The organism is Clostridium sp. CX1, from assembly GCF_025398335.1.
Lineage (GTDB): Bacteria > Bacillota > Clostridia > Clostridiales > Clostridiaceae > Clostridium_AM > Clostridium_AM tanneri.
The window spans coordinates 162,434-180,928 of the sequence record NZ_JAODOO010000009.1; the positions used below are offsets into that span (position 1 = coordinate 162,434).

An 18,495-nucleotide genomic window follows, 5' to 3' on the forward strand; every position below is an offset into this window, starting at 1 on the left:
GGGATTATACTCCCACTTTTTTTATCCAGCTTTCCATTCTATCTGCTGCTTCCTTTAACTGCTCCATGCTGTAAGCATAGGATATTCTCATGTAGCCTTCTCCACCTATTCCAAAGGCAGAACCTGGAACAGCTGCAACTCCTGCTTCCTTCAAAAGCCTTTCACAAAACTCTTCGCTTTCCATGTTAAATTTCTTTATGGATGGAAAGATATAAAAAGCCCCCATTGGTAAATTTGTTTCAAATCCCATACTTATAAGTCTTTCATATAAATAATCTCTTCTTCTAATAAACTGACTTTTCATATAATCTACATCTTCCATACAGCTCCTAAGTCCCTCATAAGCTCCCCACTGAACTATTGACGGTGCACAGGATACATTGTATTGATGAACCTTCATTATGGCTTCCATAAGTTTATAATCAGCGCATACATAACCTAATCTAAGTCCTGTCATAGAGAACATCTTAGAAAATCCACCTACTACTATTACCCTGTTTCTTATATCCTCAAATTGTGCTATTGAGTAATAATTATCATCAAAACAAAGAGCACTATACATTTCATCGCTTATAATAATGATTTCATTATTCTTAAGAATTTTATGTAACTTATCGTTATCTTCCTTCGATATTATGGCTCCTGTAGGATTAGATGGATAAGATACTACCATTACCTTAGGGTTTTCGGTCTCTATTAAGGTTTCTAATTGTTCAAAATCAATAGAGAAGTCCTTGTTTAAATTATAGTTTAAGATTTGACCACCTAGTAATTTTACACAACTTTCATAAGCAGGATAGGCTGGTGTAGGTATTAAAACTTTGTCATTAGGATTTAATAGCGCTGTAAATACATCCATTAATCCTTCGCTTCCACCTATTGTAAGACAAATCTCATCTTGTTGGTAATTTATATGTTGAGTTTTTAAATATGAAGATATTTCTTTTCTTAGCTCTACAATCCCTGCATTTGAGGTATATGTAGTTTTATTATCCTCTATAGCATTAATCATAGCTTCTTTTATTTTAGCAGGTACATTAAAGTCTGGCTGCCCTAGTGTTAGTGATATAGCATCTGGATACTTAGCAACCTTATTAAAAAACTTTCTTATTCCTGATATTTCTATACTTTGAACATTTCTTGAAACTACATTTTCAACGTTATCCATAATTTTTACGCACCCCTTCTAACATTACTGTTATCTCTTATATTACTATACCAAAAATTAATTATTATAATTATATAATTTTTCACTCTAAAGTGCTAGTATAAAAAAGAGGCTTGAACTTTAAAATTTCAAACCTCTTTTTTATATAATATATCACTCTAAACAAGCTTTTGATTCATTATATCTAGCAAATTCAATTTTTCAATTCTTGCTCTTATTTCATTTTTGTCTATGGAATATAGTCCTATTTCTTTCATTCTCTTAAAGTATTCCGCTCCTGCAAAGGTATATCTATTTCTTCTGCCTTCCTTCGTCATCATCTTATAATTTGCAAAGGCTATTATATCACCTATAACTGTAGCTTTAGGGAGAACTAGAGGAGGCATTCCCAGGAAATGTCTTACTGCATTGTGTCCTGCCAAACTTCCTGTACAGATAGCTTCAGTATGCCCTACAAAAAGACCACTTTTCTCTCCGCCGCAGAAAAGGTTACTTATGCCCTTAACCTTCATATCGTCAGTTCTTGGAGCAACGGAAAGATATCTAATAGAATTTCCTTTTCCTCCTGCATAAGGGTCTATATACTTTGCATTTTCCAATCCCTTTATTTTTCTTAATTTATCAAGAGGGTAATAGGAAGTCATAAGCTTTATGTGTCCATTATCAAGTAAAACTACGTTTTCAGCAAATTCTTTTAAAGCATACTGCTGACATACCTTTGCCTTTAATTTATCCATATTTATATCTTCAGGTGGAACCTTTATAACAGCAGACCCTTTTTCATCTAATTCCCTTACTAAATCCTCATCAAGGCTTTCCTTGCATAGCTCACAGGAACCGCTAAACGCTCCAAGTATATCATCATCTCTTTCCCCTTGAAGGTCATCTATACCAGCTCTCATACTTATACTAACTCTAGGTCCAAAGGATGGACATCTTAATACACACATAGAACAACCATTTCCGTACCTTAAACAGTTTCCCATAGGTCCAGTGGAACCTGTAGCCTCTATAAATACATCTCCTTCTTGATAACTTCCATCTGCCAAATATAAACCCTTTATTATATCTCCCTCTCTTTGTATGTCTATTACTCTCGCTATCATATTTAGCTCAATGCCCATATCCTTTAAATATCTTCTAACTGCAGGTTCAATTTTATTTACATCATAAAGCCAAGCATGCTCATGACCTGGAAAATCTATATTTTTATGCCTTGTATTACTATCTGTAAGGTTTATCAAATCTCCAGCTCCAAGTGCTATTAATTCTTCTGCAGCGGTATATCTTCCATTGTTTCTCATTATGCCTCCTACATTTCCAAGGCCTAATAACATATCCGTCTTCTCATAAAGAGCTACTTGGGCTCCAGCTTTTTTAGCGGATATAGCTGCTGCACAACCAGCCCATCCACCACCAATAACTATAACCTTCATTTAATGTCCTCCTTAACCTCATTAATCTGTTAACTATATCTTGAAAAAATTATTTTCAACCTAAATCCTCCTGCTAAATAAGTCTTCTCTCTCTGAATACATGTTTTGGATCTACTTGTACCTTACATAGCTTTTTAACTACCCTATTTTTATATCTAGTACTGCAAGTACCACATACTCCCTCTCCACAACACATCTTAGAATTATTACAGCAGGAGAAGTTAACCCTATCTCCTATAAAGTCTAGCAGTTTATATATCAGTATATCCGGTCCATCGCAATGAATTAGATTCACATTCTCTACCTTTAGAATTTGTTCAATTAAATTTTTAAACTCTTCACTTAGCTCTCCATTCTCTATCATCTTACATTTCAAAATATCTGAATTACACATCTGAAAATATTCTTTACCAAAAATATTTCTGAAAGGAGTTTTATCCACTATAGATATGACTTTATTTCCGTTTGAATACAGCTTCTTTAATACAGGCGCTGCTGGAGCAATGCCTATACCTCTTGCTACAACAATAGAAACGCCTTCCTTTGCCTTATATACATTTTTCAATCCTAAAATTCCATTCCAGAAAGGTCCCCTTATAAGTATTTTTTCATCTTCCTTAAGTTTGCATATACTTTTTGTCTTTACTCCCCTTAGCTCTATTGCAACCTTCAAGGTATTCTCTGACGTATCTGCCTCCATGATAGATATAGGTGTATCATAGTAGGTTGATGTTTGAGGATTTCTCATGAAAATTATACTTCCAGGATGAACTAAATCCTGTACTAGGCTGTGAGGTGCATTTATAGTAAATATATATAATTTATCTTTATAAACTTCCTTCTTCATTATCTTACACATATAACTTTTTCTACCGCTTTTTGCTTTTTCATTATTTAGTATATAGTCTTGATATATGCATACGCCTTTCCAATTAATACAATCACAAAAATTCTTCCCTGAAAGCTGTGAACAAAGTATACAGTCTCCAGTTTCAGCTAAGTGACAAGGACAATAGGCACTTCCCGCATCGATACAATCCTTAATTTCATAATCCATTTAACTACCTCCTAAAGCACTCTACTATTAGATTATTTTTCCTATCGCCATTTTGTTACTAAAAATTATACTTTACCTCTTTAATTCACAAAATATATTTATTATAATGTTATTAATAATCAAAAATGCTTAACTAAGGAGGTTCTACATATGAATTACAACTTAACCGATCCATATGAAATTGCAAGATACATAAAAGAAGCTAAAAAATCTACTCCTGTTAAGGTGTACCTTAAAGGTGACATCTCAGATTGTGATTTAGGAAATATAGAATGTTATAATAGTTCTAATTTCTACGTGCTTTTTGGAGAATCAGAAGAGGTTACTAAGTTTTTAGAGGATAACAAAAGTAAAATAGACCACTTCAGAGTTGAATATGACAGAAGAAACTCAGCTATTCCTCTTGTTGATGTAACAAAGATAGATGCTAGAATTGAACCTGGTGCTATCATTAGAGATAAAGTAAGCATAGGAAAAAATGCTGTTATAATGATGGGTGCTGTTGTAAACATAGGCGCTGAAATTGGAGAGGCAACTATGGTAGACATGAATGCAGTTGTTGGTGCTAGAGGTATATTAGGAAAAAGAGTTCACCTTGGTGCTGGTGCTGTAGTTGCTGGAGTTTTAGAACCACCAAGTAAGTCACCTTGTGAGATAGGAGACGATGTTTTAATAGGTGCAAATGCTGTTATTCTTGAAGGAGTAAAGATTGGTAAAGGATCTGTTGTAGCCGCTGGCTCCGTTGTAGTAGAAGATGTTCCTGAAGGAGTTGTAGTTGCCGGTGTTCCAGCTAAGATAATAAAAGAAGTAGATGATAAAACAAAGGATAAGACTCAAATACTTGACGATTTAAGAAAATAGTTATCATAAATAGGCAGTGAACCTTCACTGCCTATTACATTTACTATGATATCTGTTTATCCTCTAAATTTTCTTTTGTACTGCTGGTGGATTCCTCATTCATCATTATAGTAGTTTCCTCTAATTCATCAAAACCATCAAAACAGATATTTTCATCACCGTTATCAGATGAATCCCTACTAACTCTCTCCATCTTTGATATTGATACTTCATAGGCAATTTTCTTAATTACTTCAGTTTCTGAAATCTTTTTCTGATATTCTCTACTTTGCAACCTTCCCCATACTTTAATGTTATCACCAACTTTTAAGCTTTTGCAAAACCTTGAGTTTCTCCCCCATGCAATCGTTGGTATGTAGTCTGACTTATTATAAGCTCTATTTACCGCAAGGAGCATATCTGAGATTTCTCTTCCAAAAGGAGTTGTCCTATACACTGGCTCTTTGCATATGAAGCCATCCATGAAAATTTGATTAGGATTTTTACTTCTTTCTTCACATATACTTATATTACGAGCAAATACAGTCAATATTAGTCTATTAGCTCCATCTACAAACTTATTGTAAGACCTTAATTGGCCCTCTACAATAATCTGAGAGCCAATTTTAATATCCATTCCGCTAATTAGCCTTTCAGATACAGTAACAAACAGTGTATCTTTAGCGTCACTTAGTCTTGGAACCTCGATATTAAAGGTATAAAATCCTTCTCCATACATCTCATGACTAAACTGAAGTTCTGATACTATTTCTCCTTCAAGGTAAATCTTATTATTTAACATTAAATTATCCATCGTAACCCCTCTTTCCCTTAGTTTTTAAATTATCTTATCAACATATAATTATTCGAAAAATATAGAAAATATACTAACAAATATTTAAATTAAAATCCTTAGCTAAAGATAGTTAACTTTTTTCCTTTATTTAAACTACCTATATCTTTCCCTTCAATTAAACCTATTGTAATCCCAACCATAGCTGCGTATATTTCGTCATCACCATTAAAATTCATGGTAACAGGAAGTTCTTGTGGCTCGAGCCTTTCCAATGCATTATAATTAAGTTCCCTTTGTAAGCAGTATACAAAGCTATTATTATCCTCCATGCTAGAAACTGTAACTGTATTTTTACTTCCCAAACCATAAGTAATTAAGTTGCCATATATATTAACATTGTTATTTTTATAACCTATTGATTCCATATTAACAAAACAATAACCTCCGTTTATTAGAACATCTTTAATATTACTACTGGAGTTAAAGACTACATAATCATAGTACGTTTCATTTTTTACTGCATACTTGGTGAAAAATTTTACTTCTACATCTAACAGCTTGAGAACTTTCACTAAATATGAGTAAAAAGCTTTGTTACCACCTATAATCGCTATTGTTTTCATTCTTTGCCCTCCCGATAAAATAATTTGTTAAAACTATTTTAAACAGGATATAGTTTTTTATACCATATCATTTGTTATTCTATAATATCTCCTCCCTAAAGTTATATATTTCCATTATATACAAATTTCCTACTTGTTTCAATAATTCTTACAGTTGAAAGGCTATTAATTACAAAAATCTGTCATTAAATCCTTTATCTTTTTTCCTAATTGCTGATTTGCTTTCCAGCATAATCTACTTTATAGTTATCTTTATAGATTAAATCACCAGTTTTAACGAATTGATATCCCTCACTTTGGAATTTTTCTATAATCCTAGGCAGATTTTCTGGCGTATATTTAGCATTATTATGAAATAGCAATATAGAACCAGGCTTTGTGTTTTTTATAACTCGGTTATATTCTATATCTGCACCCTGTTCCTTCCAATCTATGCTATCTACGTCCCATTGTATACAGTAATATCCTGCTTCCTCCACTGTTTTAACTACCAAATCATTATATGCCCCTTCCGGACATCTAAAAAGCTTAGTTCCTTCACCAGTTAGATTTCTTATTTTAGCGTCATTTATATGCATATCTTTAATAATGTTTTCCCTAGACAGCTTAGTCATATCTGGATGTTTATTAGAATGATTTCCTATTTCATGTCCCCTTTTATAAATTTCCTTTAATCTATCAGGGTATTGATCTACCCATCCACCTACAACAAAAAATGTAGCTTTAATATTATATTTGTCTAGTATGTCCAAAATTTTCTCTGTATTATCATTTCCCCAACTAACATCAATAGTTAATGAAATTTTCTTATCCTCTGTATCTACACAATAAATTGGCAGTTTTTTATCTAATCTTAATAATACACTGGTATCATTTTGATTCATAAAAATAGCTGTTGTAGTTCCTAAGAAAAGTAATATAAGTACTAATAATATTTTTCTTTTTATTCTTAGTTCCAAGTTATTCCCCCCAAAATATTTATCCCTATAAACTTATATAGTATATTTTGATGCTAAATATTACAGAAATTAAGTAAATTTCTTATTAATATTTTGTAATTGTCCTACCCTTATTTCTATGAAAATGAAAATAAATAAAGCACTGTGCTATTTCAGTGCTTTATTTATTTTCATATATTTTATGTTATAATATACTCAAGAACTTATCGTATAGGGAGGATATATAATGTTTGAGGATACCTTAGAATTAGCAGAAAATAAATTACTGCTTCTTTATATATTTGATAAAATTAAATTCCCCGTTTCAAATAACCAGATAACAGAAATCATCTTAGAAAATAACTTTATAAACTACTTTACTCTACAACAGTATTTAACTGAACTACTTTCATCTAAGTTTTTGAGATATACAAGTGAGTCAGGAAGTCATAGATTTTTAATAACTGAAAAGGGTGTAAAGGTTCTGTCTCTCTTTAAAAACAGAATTTCTGATTCTAAAATCCAAATAGTAGACGACTATTTGAATAAGGAAATCGATAGCATAAAGAAGGAAGTTACTGTAACTGCCGACTATACTATTGAACAGAACAATAATTTTATTGTCAATCTAAAGGCCCTTGAGAATGATTCAATACTTATAGACATTAAAATTAATGTTGCCTCCAATAAACAAGCAAAAAATTTATGTGAAAAGTGGAAAAGTAATTCTTCAGAATTATACGGAAAAATCATGCACACGCTAATAGAAGGCTAGTTTAATTCTTTATACTATCAAATCAAAATCATACCTGTAGGTTCTCCTCCTATAGGTATATATTTTTTATTCTCATCTTTAATATTTACTCTTATTAGTAGATTATTATAGTTATCTCCTACATAAATATTTTCTCCAAATTTTATTATTCCTCTCGGCATTCCTCCAACAATTATATTCTTATCTTCCCTATAATGGTTTATATCAATAATACTTACGCTTCCATCTCCAAAATTTGATACAAAGCAGTAATTTTCATTACTACACATATCTATTGGGGAATTTCCTGCTGTTATTCTATTTATAACTTTATAATTCTTTAGTGATACCACTGCTATACTTCCTCTAAAATCTGAACCAATGTTACTCTCACATACTAAAGCATGATGTCCATCTACTGTGAAAAGTGCCTTAGTTGGGTATGACCCTACTCTTATATGCTTTATACTTCCATTATTTTTACAATCGATTAATGTTATACTATCATCTTCCATATTCGTTACTAATAAAAGCTTTTTTTCTTTATTCAAGCATATACTATGTGGTAGATTTCCACATGGGATTTCCTCAACAACCCTATTTTCTAGTATGTCAAAAACCAGTAGGCTATTAAGGTCTCCGCATATTATATAAGCGTTATTTTCAAAAACTACAACGTCATTACAGTGTAACCCTATATAATAGCTATTTTCTTCAGTTTCCTTTAATATATTTATAACTGATATGCTATTGCTATAATTATTAGCAACCAATATTTTATTATTGTTTGCACATACTCCATGTGGACCTACCCTATTATTCATACTATTCGATTTCAGGTAAATTCTATTTTCTTCAACAAAGCTATCTAGGTTGACCTTTGAAATATAATCTGAAGAAGTATTACATACATACAAATACCCCAACCTTATCACCCCCTTACAAATATAATATGAATATTTGTTAAAATGGGTAATAACAATTAGTAAAGATTTTTTAAATTAGTTTAAGAACTAAGCTATATAATACCGGAAGCTTACCTATTTTACCTTTCTCTAAGATTTAGAATTATATTAATGACAAAGATTTATATTTTATATATAATATTCATGTTGACTTAAATAATTTTTACAGGGTAGGTGTTTTTATGTATATTTTTTCAACTAATGGTGTTTGTTCTAAAGAAATAAACTTCGATGTGGTAGACAATAAAATTTCTAATGTTAGATTTTTAGGAGGTTGTGACGGAAATTTACAAGGTCTATCCCGACTTCTAGAAGGTATGGAAGTTGATGATGCTATTGAAAGATTAAAAGGCATAAGCTGCGGTGGAAAATCCACTTCTTGTCCAGATCAGTTCGCTGCTGCTCTTGAAAAACTTGTAAGCAATAAATAAAAATTTACTAATAAAAAAAGCTGCTCTATAAGGTATACACATCCTTAGAACAGCTTTTTCCATTTTTATAGATTCTTTATTATTTTTCTCATATCCCCTATCATATATAGAGATCCGGAAATTAACAAAAGATCATCTTCTTCACAGTATGAAAGAGCTAGCTTATACGCATCTTCATAATTTTCTATTGCTTCACACTTAATATGGTAGTTTTCTACTGCCTTCTTAAGTTCATCGGCGCTTTCTGCCCTATAACTATTAGGTGTTACTGCAATAATTCTATCTGCTAGAGGAGCAATTGTAGCTATCATCTTGTCTACTTCCTTATCAGCTAATATTCCAAGTATTAAAATCATTTTATTATACTTAAAATACTGTTGTACATTTTCTCTTAGCTTGCTGATACCTTCTATATTATGGGCTCCGTCAATTACCACTAAAGGTTTCCTTTTCATAACCTCTAATCGGCCAATCCACTTAACTTCCCTCAGCGCACCAACAATATCTTTCTTATCAACGGTTACCCCTCTCTCCATTAGCTGCTCCACCACAGAAACTGCTACAGCACAGTTTAAAAGCTGATGTTTTCCTAAAAGAGACAAAGCTATATCATAATTATCCTTAGCCGTTGTAAGTTTAAAATTTTGAGTATATGTATCAGTATTCTTATCTACTTTCTCATTATTTTCTTGTAAATATTCAACAGAATTAGTTAATACTCTTACTAAATTACATCCTCTTTCTTCACAGACTTTTTCTATTACCTTTTCCGCCTCTGTTTCCTGAGGATACATTATTACAGGAACACCATCCTTTATTATCCCTGCCTTTTCCCATGCAATCTTTTCTAGAGTATCTCCAAGAATTTGCATATGATCATAACTTATTGAAGTAATTACCGTAGCTACTACTCCACCAGAGTTATCTTCTGAATAAGCCTCCATTACGTTAGTAGAGTCAAGTCTTCCCCCTAGTCCAACCTCTACTACTGCAAAATCAACTTTATTTTGACTAAAGTAGTAAAACATAGTACAAGTAATTATTTCAAATTCTGTTGGATGTTCATAACCTAGCTCTATAACCTTATCCACTGCCTTTGAGACTTCTGTAACTGCTAAGCTTAAATCTTCCTTTGAAATATTTTCATTATTTATCTGAATCCTTTCCTCAAATACTTCGATAAAAGGTGAAGTGTACATTCCAACTTTATAGCCAGACTGCATTAATATCTTTGTAAGCATAGCAGTAGTAGAACCTTTTCCGTTAGTACCTGCTATATGTATAGTCTTTATCTTCTTATGAGGGTCTCCTAGAAGCTCTAATATCTTCTTTGTTCTCTCTAACCCAAAATTCATACCAAATTTAGCTGTATTCGTTATGTAATCAATGGCTTGTTCATAATTCATAAATCTCACATCCCCACTTTTTTCCTTTATTCTATCAAAAATTTAGTATTTAATCAATTTACTTTCTATTATATATAGAGTTTAAATAACTTAATCTTACATATAAAAATATGCCCATATCCTCTGTATACTTAATTGTTATAAATATACAACTGATATGAGCATATCCTTACCTAGTCTATACTAACTTTAAAGCTAATTATAGTTATTTCAAGCTTTCTAGTCTTACTATAACTGCCTGAAGCATTTCTTTATACTTTTCACCTTTTGCCTTTTCTTCTTCAACAACTTCTTTAGGTGCTTTAGCTACAAACCTTTCATTTGCCAGCTTCTTCTCTACTCTGTCAATTTCCTTTTCTAGCTTTTCTTTTTCCTTATTTAATCTTTCTAGTTCTTTTTCTAAGTCTACTAAATCAAGTAATGGCATAAACATTTCTGCCCCTCTTGTAACTACTGAAACTACATTTTCTGGTGCAGCTTCTTTAGTATCTAGGAATTCTACTTCACTTGCTGAAGCAAGCTTCTGGAAGTATGTTTCTCCATTTTTAAATGCGTCTACAGCCTCATTTTCAGTTACAAAAGCTAATACTTTAGCCTTTCTTGAAGGAGGTACATTCATTTCTGTTCTTACATTTCTTAAGGACTTAATAGCTTCTATTACATAGTCCATATCTTTTTCTGCTTTTTCATCCTTTAAACTTTCGTTATACTCAGGCCACTTTGATATAGCTATAGATTCGTAATCTGTGTATAAGTGAGTATATATTTCTTCTGTTATAAATGGCATTATAGGGTGTAGTAGTTGTAAGCTTGTAGTTAAAACCTTATTTAATACGTTAAAGGCAACACCTTTAGCTTCCTCATCTTCTCCATACATAACTGGCTTAACTAACTCAATATACCAGTCACAGAATTCACCCCAAATAAAGTCATAAACCTTTTGTGATGCTATTCCTAATTCAAATCTTTCTATGTTGTCTGTTACTTCTTTTACAAGGGTATTCATTCTAGATAAAATCCATTTATCTGCGCCACTGTAGTTTTTGCAATCTTTATATTTGTTCATTGTTTCTTCATCTAAATTCATAAGAACAAATCTTGATGCGTTCCATATCTTATTTGCAAAGTTTCTAGCAGATTCAACTCTTTCTGGATAGTATCTTATATCATTTCCTGGAGCATTTCCAGTTATAAGAGTAAATCTTAATGCGTCTGCTCCATATTGCTCTATTACATCTAGTGGATCAACACCATTTCCTAAAGACTTTGACATCTTTCTTCCTTCTGAGTCTCTTACTATACCGTGGATTAATACATTTTCAAATGGTATATCATCTAAACAATATAGACCTGAAAATATCATTCTTGCAACCCAGAAGAAAATTATATCATAACCAGTAACTAATGTACTGTTAGGATAGAAGTATTTAAGGTCTGGTGTTTTCTCTGGCCATCCAAGAGTAGAGAAAGGCCACAATGCTGAACTGAACCATGTATCTAATACATCCTTATCCTGCTCTAATTTATCACTGCTGCACTTACTGCAGTTAGTTGGTACATCAACGGAAACTATAACCTCTCCACAGTCCTTACAGTACCAAACTGGAATTCTGTGTCCCCACCATAACTGTCTTGAAATACACCAATCTTGAATATTTTCCATCCAGTTAAAGTAAGTTTTTTCAAATCTCTCTGGTACAAACTTAACCTTTTTACTTCTTACAACTTCTAAAGCTGGTTCTGCAAGAGGCTGCATTTTAACAAACCATTGCTTTGAGATTATTGGTTCTATAGTTGTGTTACATCTATCGTGACAGCCTACATTGTGAACGTGGTCTTTAGTTTTTACTAAGAAACCTTGTTCTTCTAAATCCTTAACTATAAGTTTTCTAGCCTCATATCTGTCTAGTCCATCATATTTAGTTCCTGGGAAGTTCATTCTTCCATCTTCATGCATAACATTAAGTTCTGGTAAGTTATGTCTCTTTCCTACTAGATAATCGTTAGGGTCATGTGCTGGAGTTATTTTAACTGCTCCTGTTCCGAATTCCACATCAACATAGTCATCTGCTACTATTGGAATTTCTCTATTAACTAGCGGAAGCATTATAGTTTTTCCAACTAAATGTGCATATCTTTCATCACTAGGGTTAACAGCAACAGCTGTATCTCCAAGCATTGTCTCTGGTCTAGTAGTTGCTATTTCTAAGTGTTCATCAGTTCCTACTACTGGATATTTAATATGCCAGAAGTGGCCAGCCTGCTCACTGTACTCAATTTCTGCATCTGATAAAGCAGTTTGACATTTTGGACACCAGTTTATTATTCTGTTTCCTTGGTAGATTAATCCGTCATTATAGAGTCTTACAAAGAATTCTCTTACTGCTCTATTTGCCTTCTCTTCCATAGTAAAACATTCTCTTGTTGAATCTACAGAACAACCTAACTGTTTTACCTGATCCATTATTCTGCCTCTGTATTCATCAGCCCAATCCCAAACTTTTTCTAGGAAGGCTTCTCTTCCCATTTCCTTCTTCTTAAGACCTTGCTTTAAAAGTTCATTTTCAACCTTAACTTCTGTAGCAATACTTGCATGATCCTGTCCTGGAAGCCATAATGTACTGTATCCTTGCATTCTCTTTGTTCTTATAATCACATCTTGGATAGTATCATCTAACGCATGACCTAGATGAAGCTTTCCAGTAATATTTGGTGGAGGTAATACTATTGTATATGGAGTTTTATTTTCATCCACTTCTGGAGTAAAGTAACCTTTCTCCTCCCAATTCTTATAAATTCTGCTCTCAAATTCTTTTGGACTGTAGGTAGTAGCCATTTCTCTTTTTTCTGACATGTTTATTCCTCCTTAATTTATATATTCTTGTACCTTGCCATTATATATTCATCAGTATATTTGCCATTTCTAATAGCAGCATACTTTCTTGTTCCCTCAATTTCAAATCCAAAACTCTTATAAAGGTTTATAGCCTTTTCATTGTCTGTAAACACACCTAATTCTACTCTTACTAGCATAAGCCAGTTGTCAGCTAAATTAAGAATGCTATTCATTAAGGCTTTGCCTATTCCTTGACTTTGATACTCCTTGTGTACCATAATTCCAATAGATGCTGTGTGCCTTGTTCTAGGGTTTCTATTTATATTAAGTCCTACGACCCCTACCACCTTTTTAATATTATTGTCATTTATCTCAGCTACAAGCAGATGATCATGTTCACTCAAACTGTTTATGAATGCTTCAGACTGTGAAACTCTTTCACTGATTATTCCTAGAATATTTTCTCTTACCCCATCCATTACTCTTATTTCATTTATATCTTTAGCATCTTTTGAGTCTACTGGTCTTATATTAACGTTCATTTAAAAGCCCCCTTTTTAAATAACCCATGAAAATAAAAAAAGCCTTCATCCTATAAAAGGACGAAGACCCGCGTTACCACCTTTTTTCCTGCAAAAATACAGGCTCTTAATACAATTAACGGTTAAGAAAACCGTCTTTACCTACTGAAACCTTCAGTAAAGAAGCTCCAAAGCTACCTTCAAAGTGATCCGTATAGAAAATCTCTCAGCTAATAGACTTTCCTCTCTTAATACTTTACTACTTCTACTCCTCTTTTTCACAGCCATTTTATATCAATATTTAACTATTAAATATTATTATAACGTTAATTATTCAACTGTCAAGACATTTTTATACTAATACCCTTATGGTATATTTCAATAATACTGGTAATAATAAATTAAGGTTCAAATTGATACTTATAAAATTACTATACATTAGGTTGAACTAAGTATTTTTAAAATTGCGGAGGGGAAAAATGGCTGAGAATATTCAAAATTCATCTAATTTAAAGCAAACTGTTGGTTATTATTTATATGATTGTTTAAAAAGAGAAGGCATCACAGAAATCCTTGGAGTTCCAGGAGATTATAATTTTTCGCTTCTAGATATTCTAGAAAAGTATGAAGGCATAAATTTTATCAACTGCCATAATGAATTAAATGCTGGCTATGCAGCGGATGCCTACGGAAGGGTTAAGGAAATAGGTGCCTTAATAACTACTTTCGGAGTAGGTGAATTAAGTGCTTGCAATGCTATTGCAGGCTCCTATTCCGAGAATGTGCCTGTTATTCATATAGTTGGAGGCCCTAAAACAAAGGTTCAGCAGCAGCATAAACCAATGCATCATACCCTATTAAATGGAGACTTTGATGTCTTTAGAAAAGTTTATGCTAACTTGACAGAGTATACAGCAACAATAACTGCTGAAAATGCAGCCTTTGAAATTAATACAGCTATTCAAAAGGCAAAGGAAACAAAGAAGCCCGTATATCTGCTTATTCCAGATGATGTTGCCACCCAGACTATAATGAGCAGGGATATTAGCCTAGAAAAGAAGCAAACAGATCAAAGTTCCTTGCAAGCTGCATTGCAGCATATAGATAAAATGATAGAAAAAGCACAAAGCCCAGTTCTTCTTTCTGGTGTATATGTGTCAAGATATAATATTCAGGCACAAGTTCAACAGTTAGTAGATAAAGTTAACCTTCCTGTAGCTACTATGATGATGGGTAAAGGTTCCTTTGACGAAAGTCATAAAAATTTTATTGGCTTATATGCTGGAGACCTTGGAAGCAAGGAAGTTCAAAGCACAGTAGAAGCTTCTGACTGTATTTTAGCTATTGGTACTATTTGGTCTGATCACAATACTGGTGCTTTTACTGCAAAGTTAAATCCTTTAAATATCATAGAAATTCAACCTTATAGTGCGAAGGTTGGCATGTCAGTATATGAAAACATATTAATAGAGGATATGTTAAAGGAACTTTTGACAAAGATTAACAAAAGAGTTGACTATGTTAAAACTGCAGCTTCTTTCTACAGTGATGACGATATATCCTTGGATGAGGATGTTTCTTCAAAGTATTATTATTCAAGATTTCAAAAAATGCTTAAAGAAGATGACATACTTATTGCAGATACTGGCACTTTAGGCTTTGGAATAGCCCAGTTAAGACTGCCAAAAGGCGCAACTTATATATCTCAGAGCGGATGGGGCAGTATAGGTTATGGAACCCCTGCAGCCTTTGGCACCTGTTTAGCAGCAAAAAATAGACGTGTAATCCTCTTTGTGGGGGATGGCTCTAATCAAATGACAGTTCAAGAAATCAGCTCTATGCTGCATAATAACTGTAAGCCTATTATATTCTTGATTAACAACAAAGAATATACCATAGAAAAATATCTTAACGTAGCTGAGAAAAATACCCATTACAATGATTTACCTTCATGGGACTACTCAAAGCTCACAACAGCCTTTGGAGGAGACTCTTTTACAGCAAAGGTTTATACAAATAGAGAACTTGATGAAGCAATAAAAAAGGCAGAAGTTCAGTGTAATGAAAGATTATGTCTAATTGAAATATTTGCTCCTCAGATGGATGCTCCACCTATAGTGCATAAAATGACAAAGGTACTGCAGCAAATGCAAAAATAGAATAGCCTATGCTTAAGAATTTAAAAATGTATATAAAAAAACAGGAATTTGGATAACATTAAACAAACATAGAAACTTGAATTCAATACTAATCTCTCCCTTTATAGTAAATTTGTTTATAAGTTCAAATTTACTATAAAGGGGAGGTTGTCTATATATTTAATATTTTAAATCTACAGGACATTTTCCGTAGGTTTTGCCTGCTTCCATAAACATTTCAACCTTTTCTATTGGTGTATGCATTGGAATTTGACATCCTGTACTTAAAATATAGCCTTTTTTAGAATCATGTCCCTTTCTAATACATTCCTTAACTGACCTAAAAATATCTTCTTTACTTCCTGAGTATACTGCCTCTACCGGTGGCACATTTCCAGTAATAACTACTCTGTCTCCCATTATCTCTTTAGCTTCTTCTAAATCCTCTGCATTATCAATACTGAAATTAGAAACACCTGCATTTACGACATCTTCCCAAATGCCCCTACTCTTTCCGCAAATATGTATACCAGGAGCACTTCCTGTTTTTTCTTTTATCTTATTAATATTTTTCTTAAGAGCAGGTAATGAAAATTCTCTAAACTGTTTTGGACTTATAAGACTATTAGATGAAACTGGGTCTGCAAATCCAATAGACACTCCTAATTTAGCTACTTCCTCTATATACCTATTGTTAGATTCTGCTACTATCTCCATCAAGGTATGAACTCTTTCAGGATATTTGACCATCCACTTTAACAAATTCTCTGTTCCTACCACTGAAGCCGCAACACTAAAAGGTCCTGACATAGCAGCACCAACATCTACTTCATCCATAAGAGCATCCCTGGTAAGTCTTATTGCCTCAATTAAAGTTGGCAAATTCCCATCTTTTAAGGGATTTACAACTTTAAGAGACTCTATCTCATCTACAGATTTAATGGCTGGTTCTATTAAATAGGAAACGCCATAATCAGGGTAACCTACCTTTGCCCCCATAGCCTCAGCAACTCCTCTAAGACTAGTAGATATACTTACGCCATCATGACGGAGTCTTTTAAATAAAGCTATTTCCAAATTTGCCATAAGCTCTGCTGAATGATAATATTCCCTAGCTGTTACCCCAATAAAAGGCACCATAGTAACTCCCATATCAGGTACACATAATATTCTATCGATTTCTTCGCCTCTAGAAAAGGCCTCCATTCTTTCTTTCGGTGTCATTTCTTCTCTAATCAATTGTAAACATCCCCTCTTCTACTTTCATATTTGAAATTCTAACATTAGTAACAGTAGAATTTCTATAACCATATTAAATTCAAATAATTTAGGCCTCTTCTATAAAATTTTAATATAGTGCTTTTTTTAAAAGGAACTACCTGCTATAGAAATTCCCCTGTATTATTTAGAAAAACATTAACACAATTACTCTTCTTTTCATAATATAAACTAATCAAAATTTCTCTGGAGGTATTTTATGAAAAGAAGCAGATTTTTGCCTTTATCAATTCTTTCAATTCTAATCTTCATTACTACAATTTTTGCTGGCTGCGGACAGAAAAAAGAAGACAAGACTATGGTAACAGTTAAATTAAATGAGGTTACCCGTTCAGTATTTTATGCTCCTATGTATGCTGCAATAAGTCAGGGCTTCTTTAAAGAGGAAGGAATAAATATTGAGCTAACTACTGGTCAAGGTGCTGATAAGACCATGCAGCAGGTATTAAGTAAAAGCGTAGATATCGGTTTTTGTGGTCCTGAACAGGTAATCTACATCTACAATCAACAAAAAGAAGACTATCCTATTCTCTTTGCACAGCTAACTCAGAAGGATGGTTCTTTCTTAGTTTCACGAACAGATGAAAAAGACTTTAAATGGGAATCCTTAAAAGGAAAAAATGTGGTTGGAGGAAGACCTGGCGGCGTACCTGAAATGGCTCTTGAATATGTACTTAAGAATCATGGACTTCAACCAGGAAAAGATTTAAATGTTATTACCAATATAGCCTTTGCTGCTACTACTGGAGCATTTAAAGGTGGCACCGGAGATTATGCAGCTTTATTCGAGCCAAATGCAAGTATGCTTAAGAAAGACAATGCTGGATACGTTGTAGCTTCTGTAGGAAAGGAAGCTGGTAACATTCCTTATACCTGTTTCTTCTCTACAAAGTCCTATATGGAAAAAAATCCAGAAATTATAGAAAAGTTCACTAGGGCTATCTACAAAGGCCAGCTTTGGGTTCAAAAGCATAGCGATGAAGAAGTAGCTAAATCAATAAAATCCTTCTTCCCTGGTACTGATGAAGATATTCTTGTAGCTGTTACTAAAAACTATAGAGCTATTGATGCCTTTGCAACAACACCTATATTAAAGGAAGAAAACTTAAGTAAACTTATGGATATAATTCAATCTTATAAATCAGAGTTAATTCCTCAAAGGCCACCTTTCGATAAGATTGTAAACAATACATTTGGTGAAAAAGTAATAAAAGATATTAAATAAAATAATTTGTAAAAAACGTATCAATTCCGATACGAAGTCCTAATTCTATAATTAAACATCCTTTACGATAACAACATTAAGAA

At 32.9% G+C, this 18,495-nt stretch carries 16 protein-coding genes and 1 other annotated feature; of the genes, 5 read left to right on the forward strand and 11 right to left on the reverse strand.

Annotation, left to right across the window (positions count from 1 at the left end):
- Positions 1-4: 4 nt before the first annotated feature.
- The 3 genes from N4T77_RS11930 to N4T77_RS11940 form a co-directional block, all read right to left on the reverse strand.
- Positions 5-1,168 (reverse strand): pyridoxal phosphate-dependent aminotransferase, encoded by a 1,164-nt coding sequence (locus tag N4T77_RS11930; protein ID WP_261672025.1) that lies wholly within the window; start codon positions 1,166-1,168, stop codon positions 5-7.
- 158 nt (positions 1,169-1,326) lie between these two features.
- The gene (locus N4T77_RS11935; RefSeq protein ID WP_261672026.1) at positions 1,327-2,604 is read right to left on the reverse strand and encodes an FAD-dependent oxidoreductase; all 1,278 of its coding nucleotides are present in this window, start codon (positions 2,602-2,604) and stop codon (positions 1,327-1,329) included.
- Between the two features lie 73 nt (positions 2,605-2,677).
- Complete coding sequence (locus N4T77_RS11940; protein ID WP_261672027.1) at positions 2,678-3,661, reverse strand: sulfide/dihydroorotate dehydrogenase-like FAD/NAD-binding protein; 984 nt, start codon at positions 3,659-3,661, stop codon at positions 2,678-2,680.
- 150 nt (positions 3,662-3,811) lie between these two features.
- Here N4T77_RS11940 and dapD point away from each other — a divergent pair, with 150 nt between their 5' ends.
- The gene (gene dapD / locus N4T77_RS11945) at positions 3,812-4,522 is read left to right on the forward strand and encodes a 2,3,4,5-tetrahydropyridine-2,6-dicarboxylate N-acetyltransferase (protein WP_261672028.1); all 711 of its coding nucleotides are present in this window, start codon (positions 3,812-3,814) and stop codon (positions 4,520-4,522) included.
- A 43-nt stretch (positions 4,523-4,565) separates the two neighbouring features.
- Here dapD and N4T77_RS11950 read toward each other — a convergent pair whose 3' ends face one another.
- From N4T77_RS11950 to pdaB, 3 genes are all read right to left on the reverse strand, one after another.
- Positions 4,566-5,315, reverse strand: a complete 750-nt coding sequence (locus tag N4T77_RS11950; protein ID WP_261672029.1) for a single-stranded DNA-binding protein — start codon at positions 5,313-5,315, stop codon at positions 4,566-4,568.
- A 98-nt stretch (positions 5,316-5,413) separates the two neighbouring features.
- Positions 5,414-5,920 carry a hypothetical protein gene (locus N4T77_RS11955; protein ID WP_261672030.1) on the reverse strand — a complete coding sequence of 169 codons (507 nt, stop codon included), beginning with the start codon at positions 5,918-5,920 and terminating at the stop codon, positions 5,414-5,416.
- A 206-nt stretch (positions 5,921-6,126) separates the two neighbouring features.
- Positions 6,127-6,879 carry a polysaccharide deacetylase family sporulation protein PdaB gene (pdaB, locus tag N4T77_RS11960; RefSeq protein ID WP_261672031.1) on the reverse strand — a complete coding sequence of 251 codons (753 nt, stop codon included), beginning with the start codon at positions 6,877-6,879 and terminating at the stop codon, positions 6,127-6,129.
- 226 nt (positions 6,880-7,105) lie between these two features.
- Here pdaB and N4T77_RS11965 point away from each other — a divergent pair, with 226 nt between their 5' ends.
- A complete protein-coding gene (locus tag N4T77_RS11965) occupies positions 7,106-7,633 on the forward strand; it encodes a DUF4364 family protein (protein WP_261672032.1) in 528 nt (175 codons plus the stop codon).
- 17 nt (positions 7,634-7,650) lie between these two features.
- Here N4T77_RS11965 and N4T77_RS11970 read toward each other — a convergent pair whose 3' ends face one another.
- Positions 7,651-8,538, reverse strand: a complete 888-nt coding sequence (locus tag N4T77_RS11970) for a YncE family protein (protein ID WP_261672033.1) — start codon at positions 8,536-8,538, stop codon at positions 7,651-7,653.
- A gap of 221 nt (positions 8,539-8,759) precedes the next feature.
- Here N4T77_RS11970 and N4T77_RS11975 point away from each other — a divergent pair, with 221 nt between their 5' ends.
- Positions 8,760-9,008, forward strand: a complete 249-nt coding sequence (locus N4T77_RS11975; protein ID WP_261672034.1) for a TIGR03905 family TSCPD domain-containing protein — start codon at positions 8,760-8,762, stop codon at positions 9,006-9,008.
- Between the two features lie 65 nt (positions 9,009-9,073).
- On the opposite strand, the gene N4T77_RS11980 is transcribed toward N4T77_RS11975, so the two are convergent.
- The 3 genes from N4T77_RS11980 to N4T77_RS11990 form a co-directional block, all read right to left on the reverse strand.
- Positions 9,074-10,414 carry a folylpolyglutamate synthase/dihydrofolate synthase family protein gene (locus N4T77_RS11980; protein WP_261672035.1) on the reverse strand — a complete coding sequence of 447 codons (1,341 nt, stop codon included), beginning with the start codon at positions 10,412-10,414 and terminating at the stop codon, positions 9,074-9,076.
- Positions 10,415-10,619: 205 nt separating this feature from the next.
- Entirely contained in the window at positions 10,620-13,268 is a 2,649-nt protein-coding gene (locus N4T77_RS11985; protein WP_261672036.1) for a valine--tRNA ligase, read from the reverse strand.
- 17 nt (positions 13,269-13,285) lie between these two features.
- Entirely contained in the window at positions 13,286-13,792 is a 507-nt protein-coding gene (locus N4T77_RS11990) for a GNAT family N-acetyltransferase (protein WP_261672037.1), read from the reverse strand.
- 53 nt (positions 13,793-13,845) lie between these two features.
- Positions 13,846-14,062: a binding site (T-box leader), on the reverse strand.
- A gap of 188 nt (positions 14,063-14,250) precedes the next feature.
- Here N4T77_RS11990 and N4T77_RS11995 point away from each other — a divergent pair.
- Positions 14,251-15,930, forward strand: coding sequence for an alpha-keto acid decarboxylase family protein (locus N4T77_RS11995; RefSeq protein ID WP_261672038.1), 1,680 nt, complete (start codon positions 14,251-14,253; stop codon positions 15,928-15,930).
- A gap of 159 nt (positions 15,931-16,089) precedes the next feature.
- Here N4T77_RS11995 and N4T77_RS12000 read toward each other — a convergent pair whose 3' ends face one another.
- Positions 16,090-17,148, reverse strand: coding sequence for a uroporphyrinogen decarboxylase family protein (locus N4T77_RS12000; protein ID WP_261672039.1), 1,059 nt, complete (start codon positions 17,146-17,148; stop codon positions 16,090-16,092).
- A gap of 238 nt (positions 17,149-17,386) precedes the next feature.
- Here N4T77_RS12000 and N4T77_RS12005 point away from each other — a divergent pair, with 238 nt between their 5' ends.
- Positions 17,387-18,412: an ABC transporter substrate-binding protein gene (locus N4T77_RS12005; protein ID WP_261672040.1), complete on the forward strand. Its 1,026-nt coding sequence runs from the start codon at positions 17,387-17,389 to the stop codon at positions 18,410-18,412.
- Positions 18,413-18,495 lie beyond the last annotated feature (83 nt).

Excerpts from the sequence above, each read along its gene's own strand:
- N4T77_RS11930 (WP_261672025.1), bottom strand. The coding sequence starts at position 1,168 with ATGGATAACGTTGAAAATGTAGTTTCAAGAAATGTTCAAAGTATAGAA.
- N4T77_RS11935 (WP_261672026.1), bottom strand. The coding sequence starts at position 2,604 with ATGAAGGTTATAGTTATTGGTGGTGGATGGGCTGGTTGTGCAGCAGCT.
- N4T77_RS11940 (WP_261672027.1), bottom strand. The coding sequence starts at position 3,661 with ATGGATTATGAAATTAAGGATTGTATCGATGCGGGAAGTGCCTATTGT.
- dapD (WP_261672028.1), top strand. The coding sequence starts at position 3,812 with ATGAATTACAACTTAACCGATCCATATGAAATTGCAAGATACATAAAA.
- N4T77_RS11950 (WP_261672029.1), bottom strand. The coding sequence starts at position 5,315 with ATGGATAATTTAATGTTAAATAATAAGATTTACCTTGAAGGAGAAATA.
- N4T77_RS11955 (WP_261672030.1), bottom strand. The coding sequence starts at position 5,920 with ATGAAAACAATAGCGATTATAGGTGGTAACAAAGCTTTTTACTCATAT.
- N4T77_RS11965 (WP_261672032.1), top strand. The coding sequence starts at position 7,106 with ATGTTTGAGGATACCTTAGAATTAGCAGAAAATAAATTACTGCTTCTT.
- N4T77_RS11975 (WP_261672034.1), top strand. The coding sequence starts at position 8,760 with ATGTATATTTTTTCAACTAATGGTGTTTGTTCTAAAGAAATAAACTTC.
- N4T77_RS11980 (WP_261672035.1), bottom strand. The coding sequence starts at position 10,414 with ATGAATTATGAACAAGCCATTGATTACATAACGAATACAGCTAAATTT.
- N4T77_RS11985 (WP_261672036.1), bottom strand. The coding sequence starts at position 13,268 with ATGTCAGAAAAAAGAGAAATGGCTACTACCTACAGTCCAAAAGAATTT.
- N4T77_RS11990 (WP_261672037.1), bottom strand. The coding sequence starts at position 13,792 with ATGAACGTTAATATAAGACCAGTAGACTCAAAAGATGCTAAAGATATA.
- N4T77_RS11995 (WP_261672038.1), top strand. The coding sequence starts at position 14,251 with ATGGCTGAGAATATTCAAAATTCATCTAATTTAAAGCAAACTGTTGGT.
- N4T77_RS12005 (WP_261672040.1), top strand. The coding sequence starts at position 17,387 with ATGAAAAGAAGCAGATTTTTGCCTTTATCAATTCTTTCAATTCTAATC.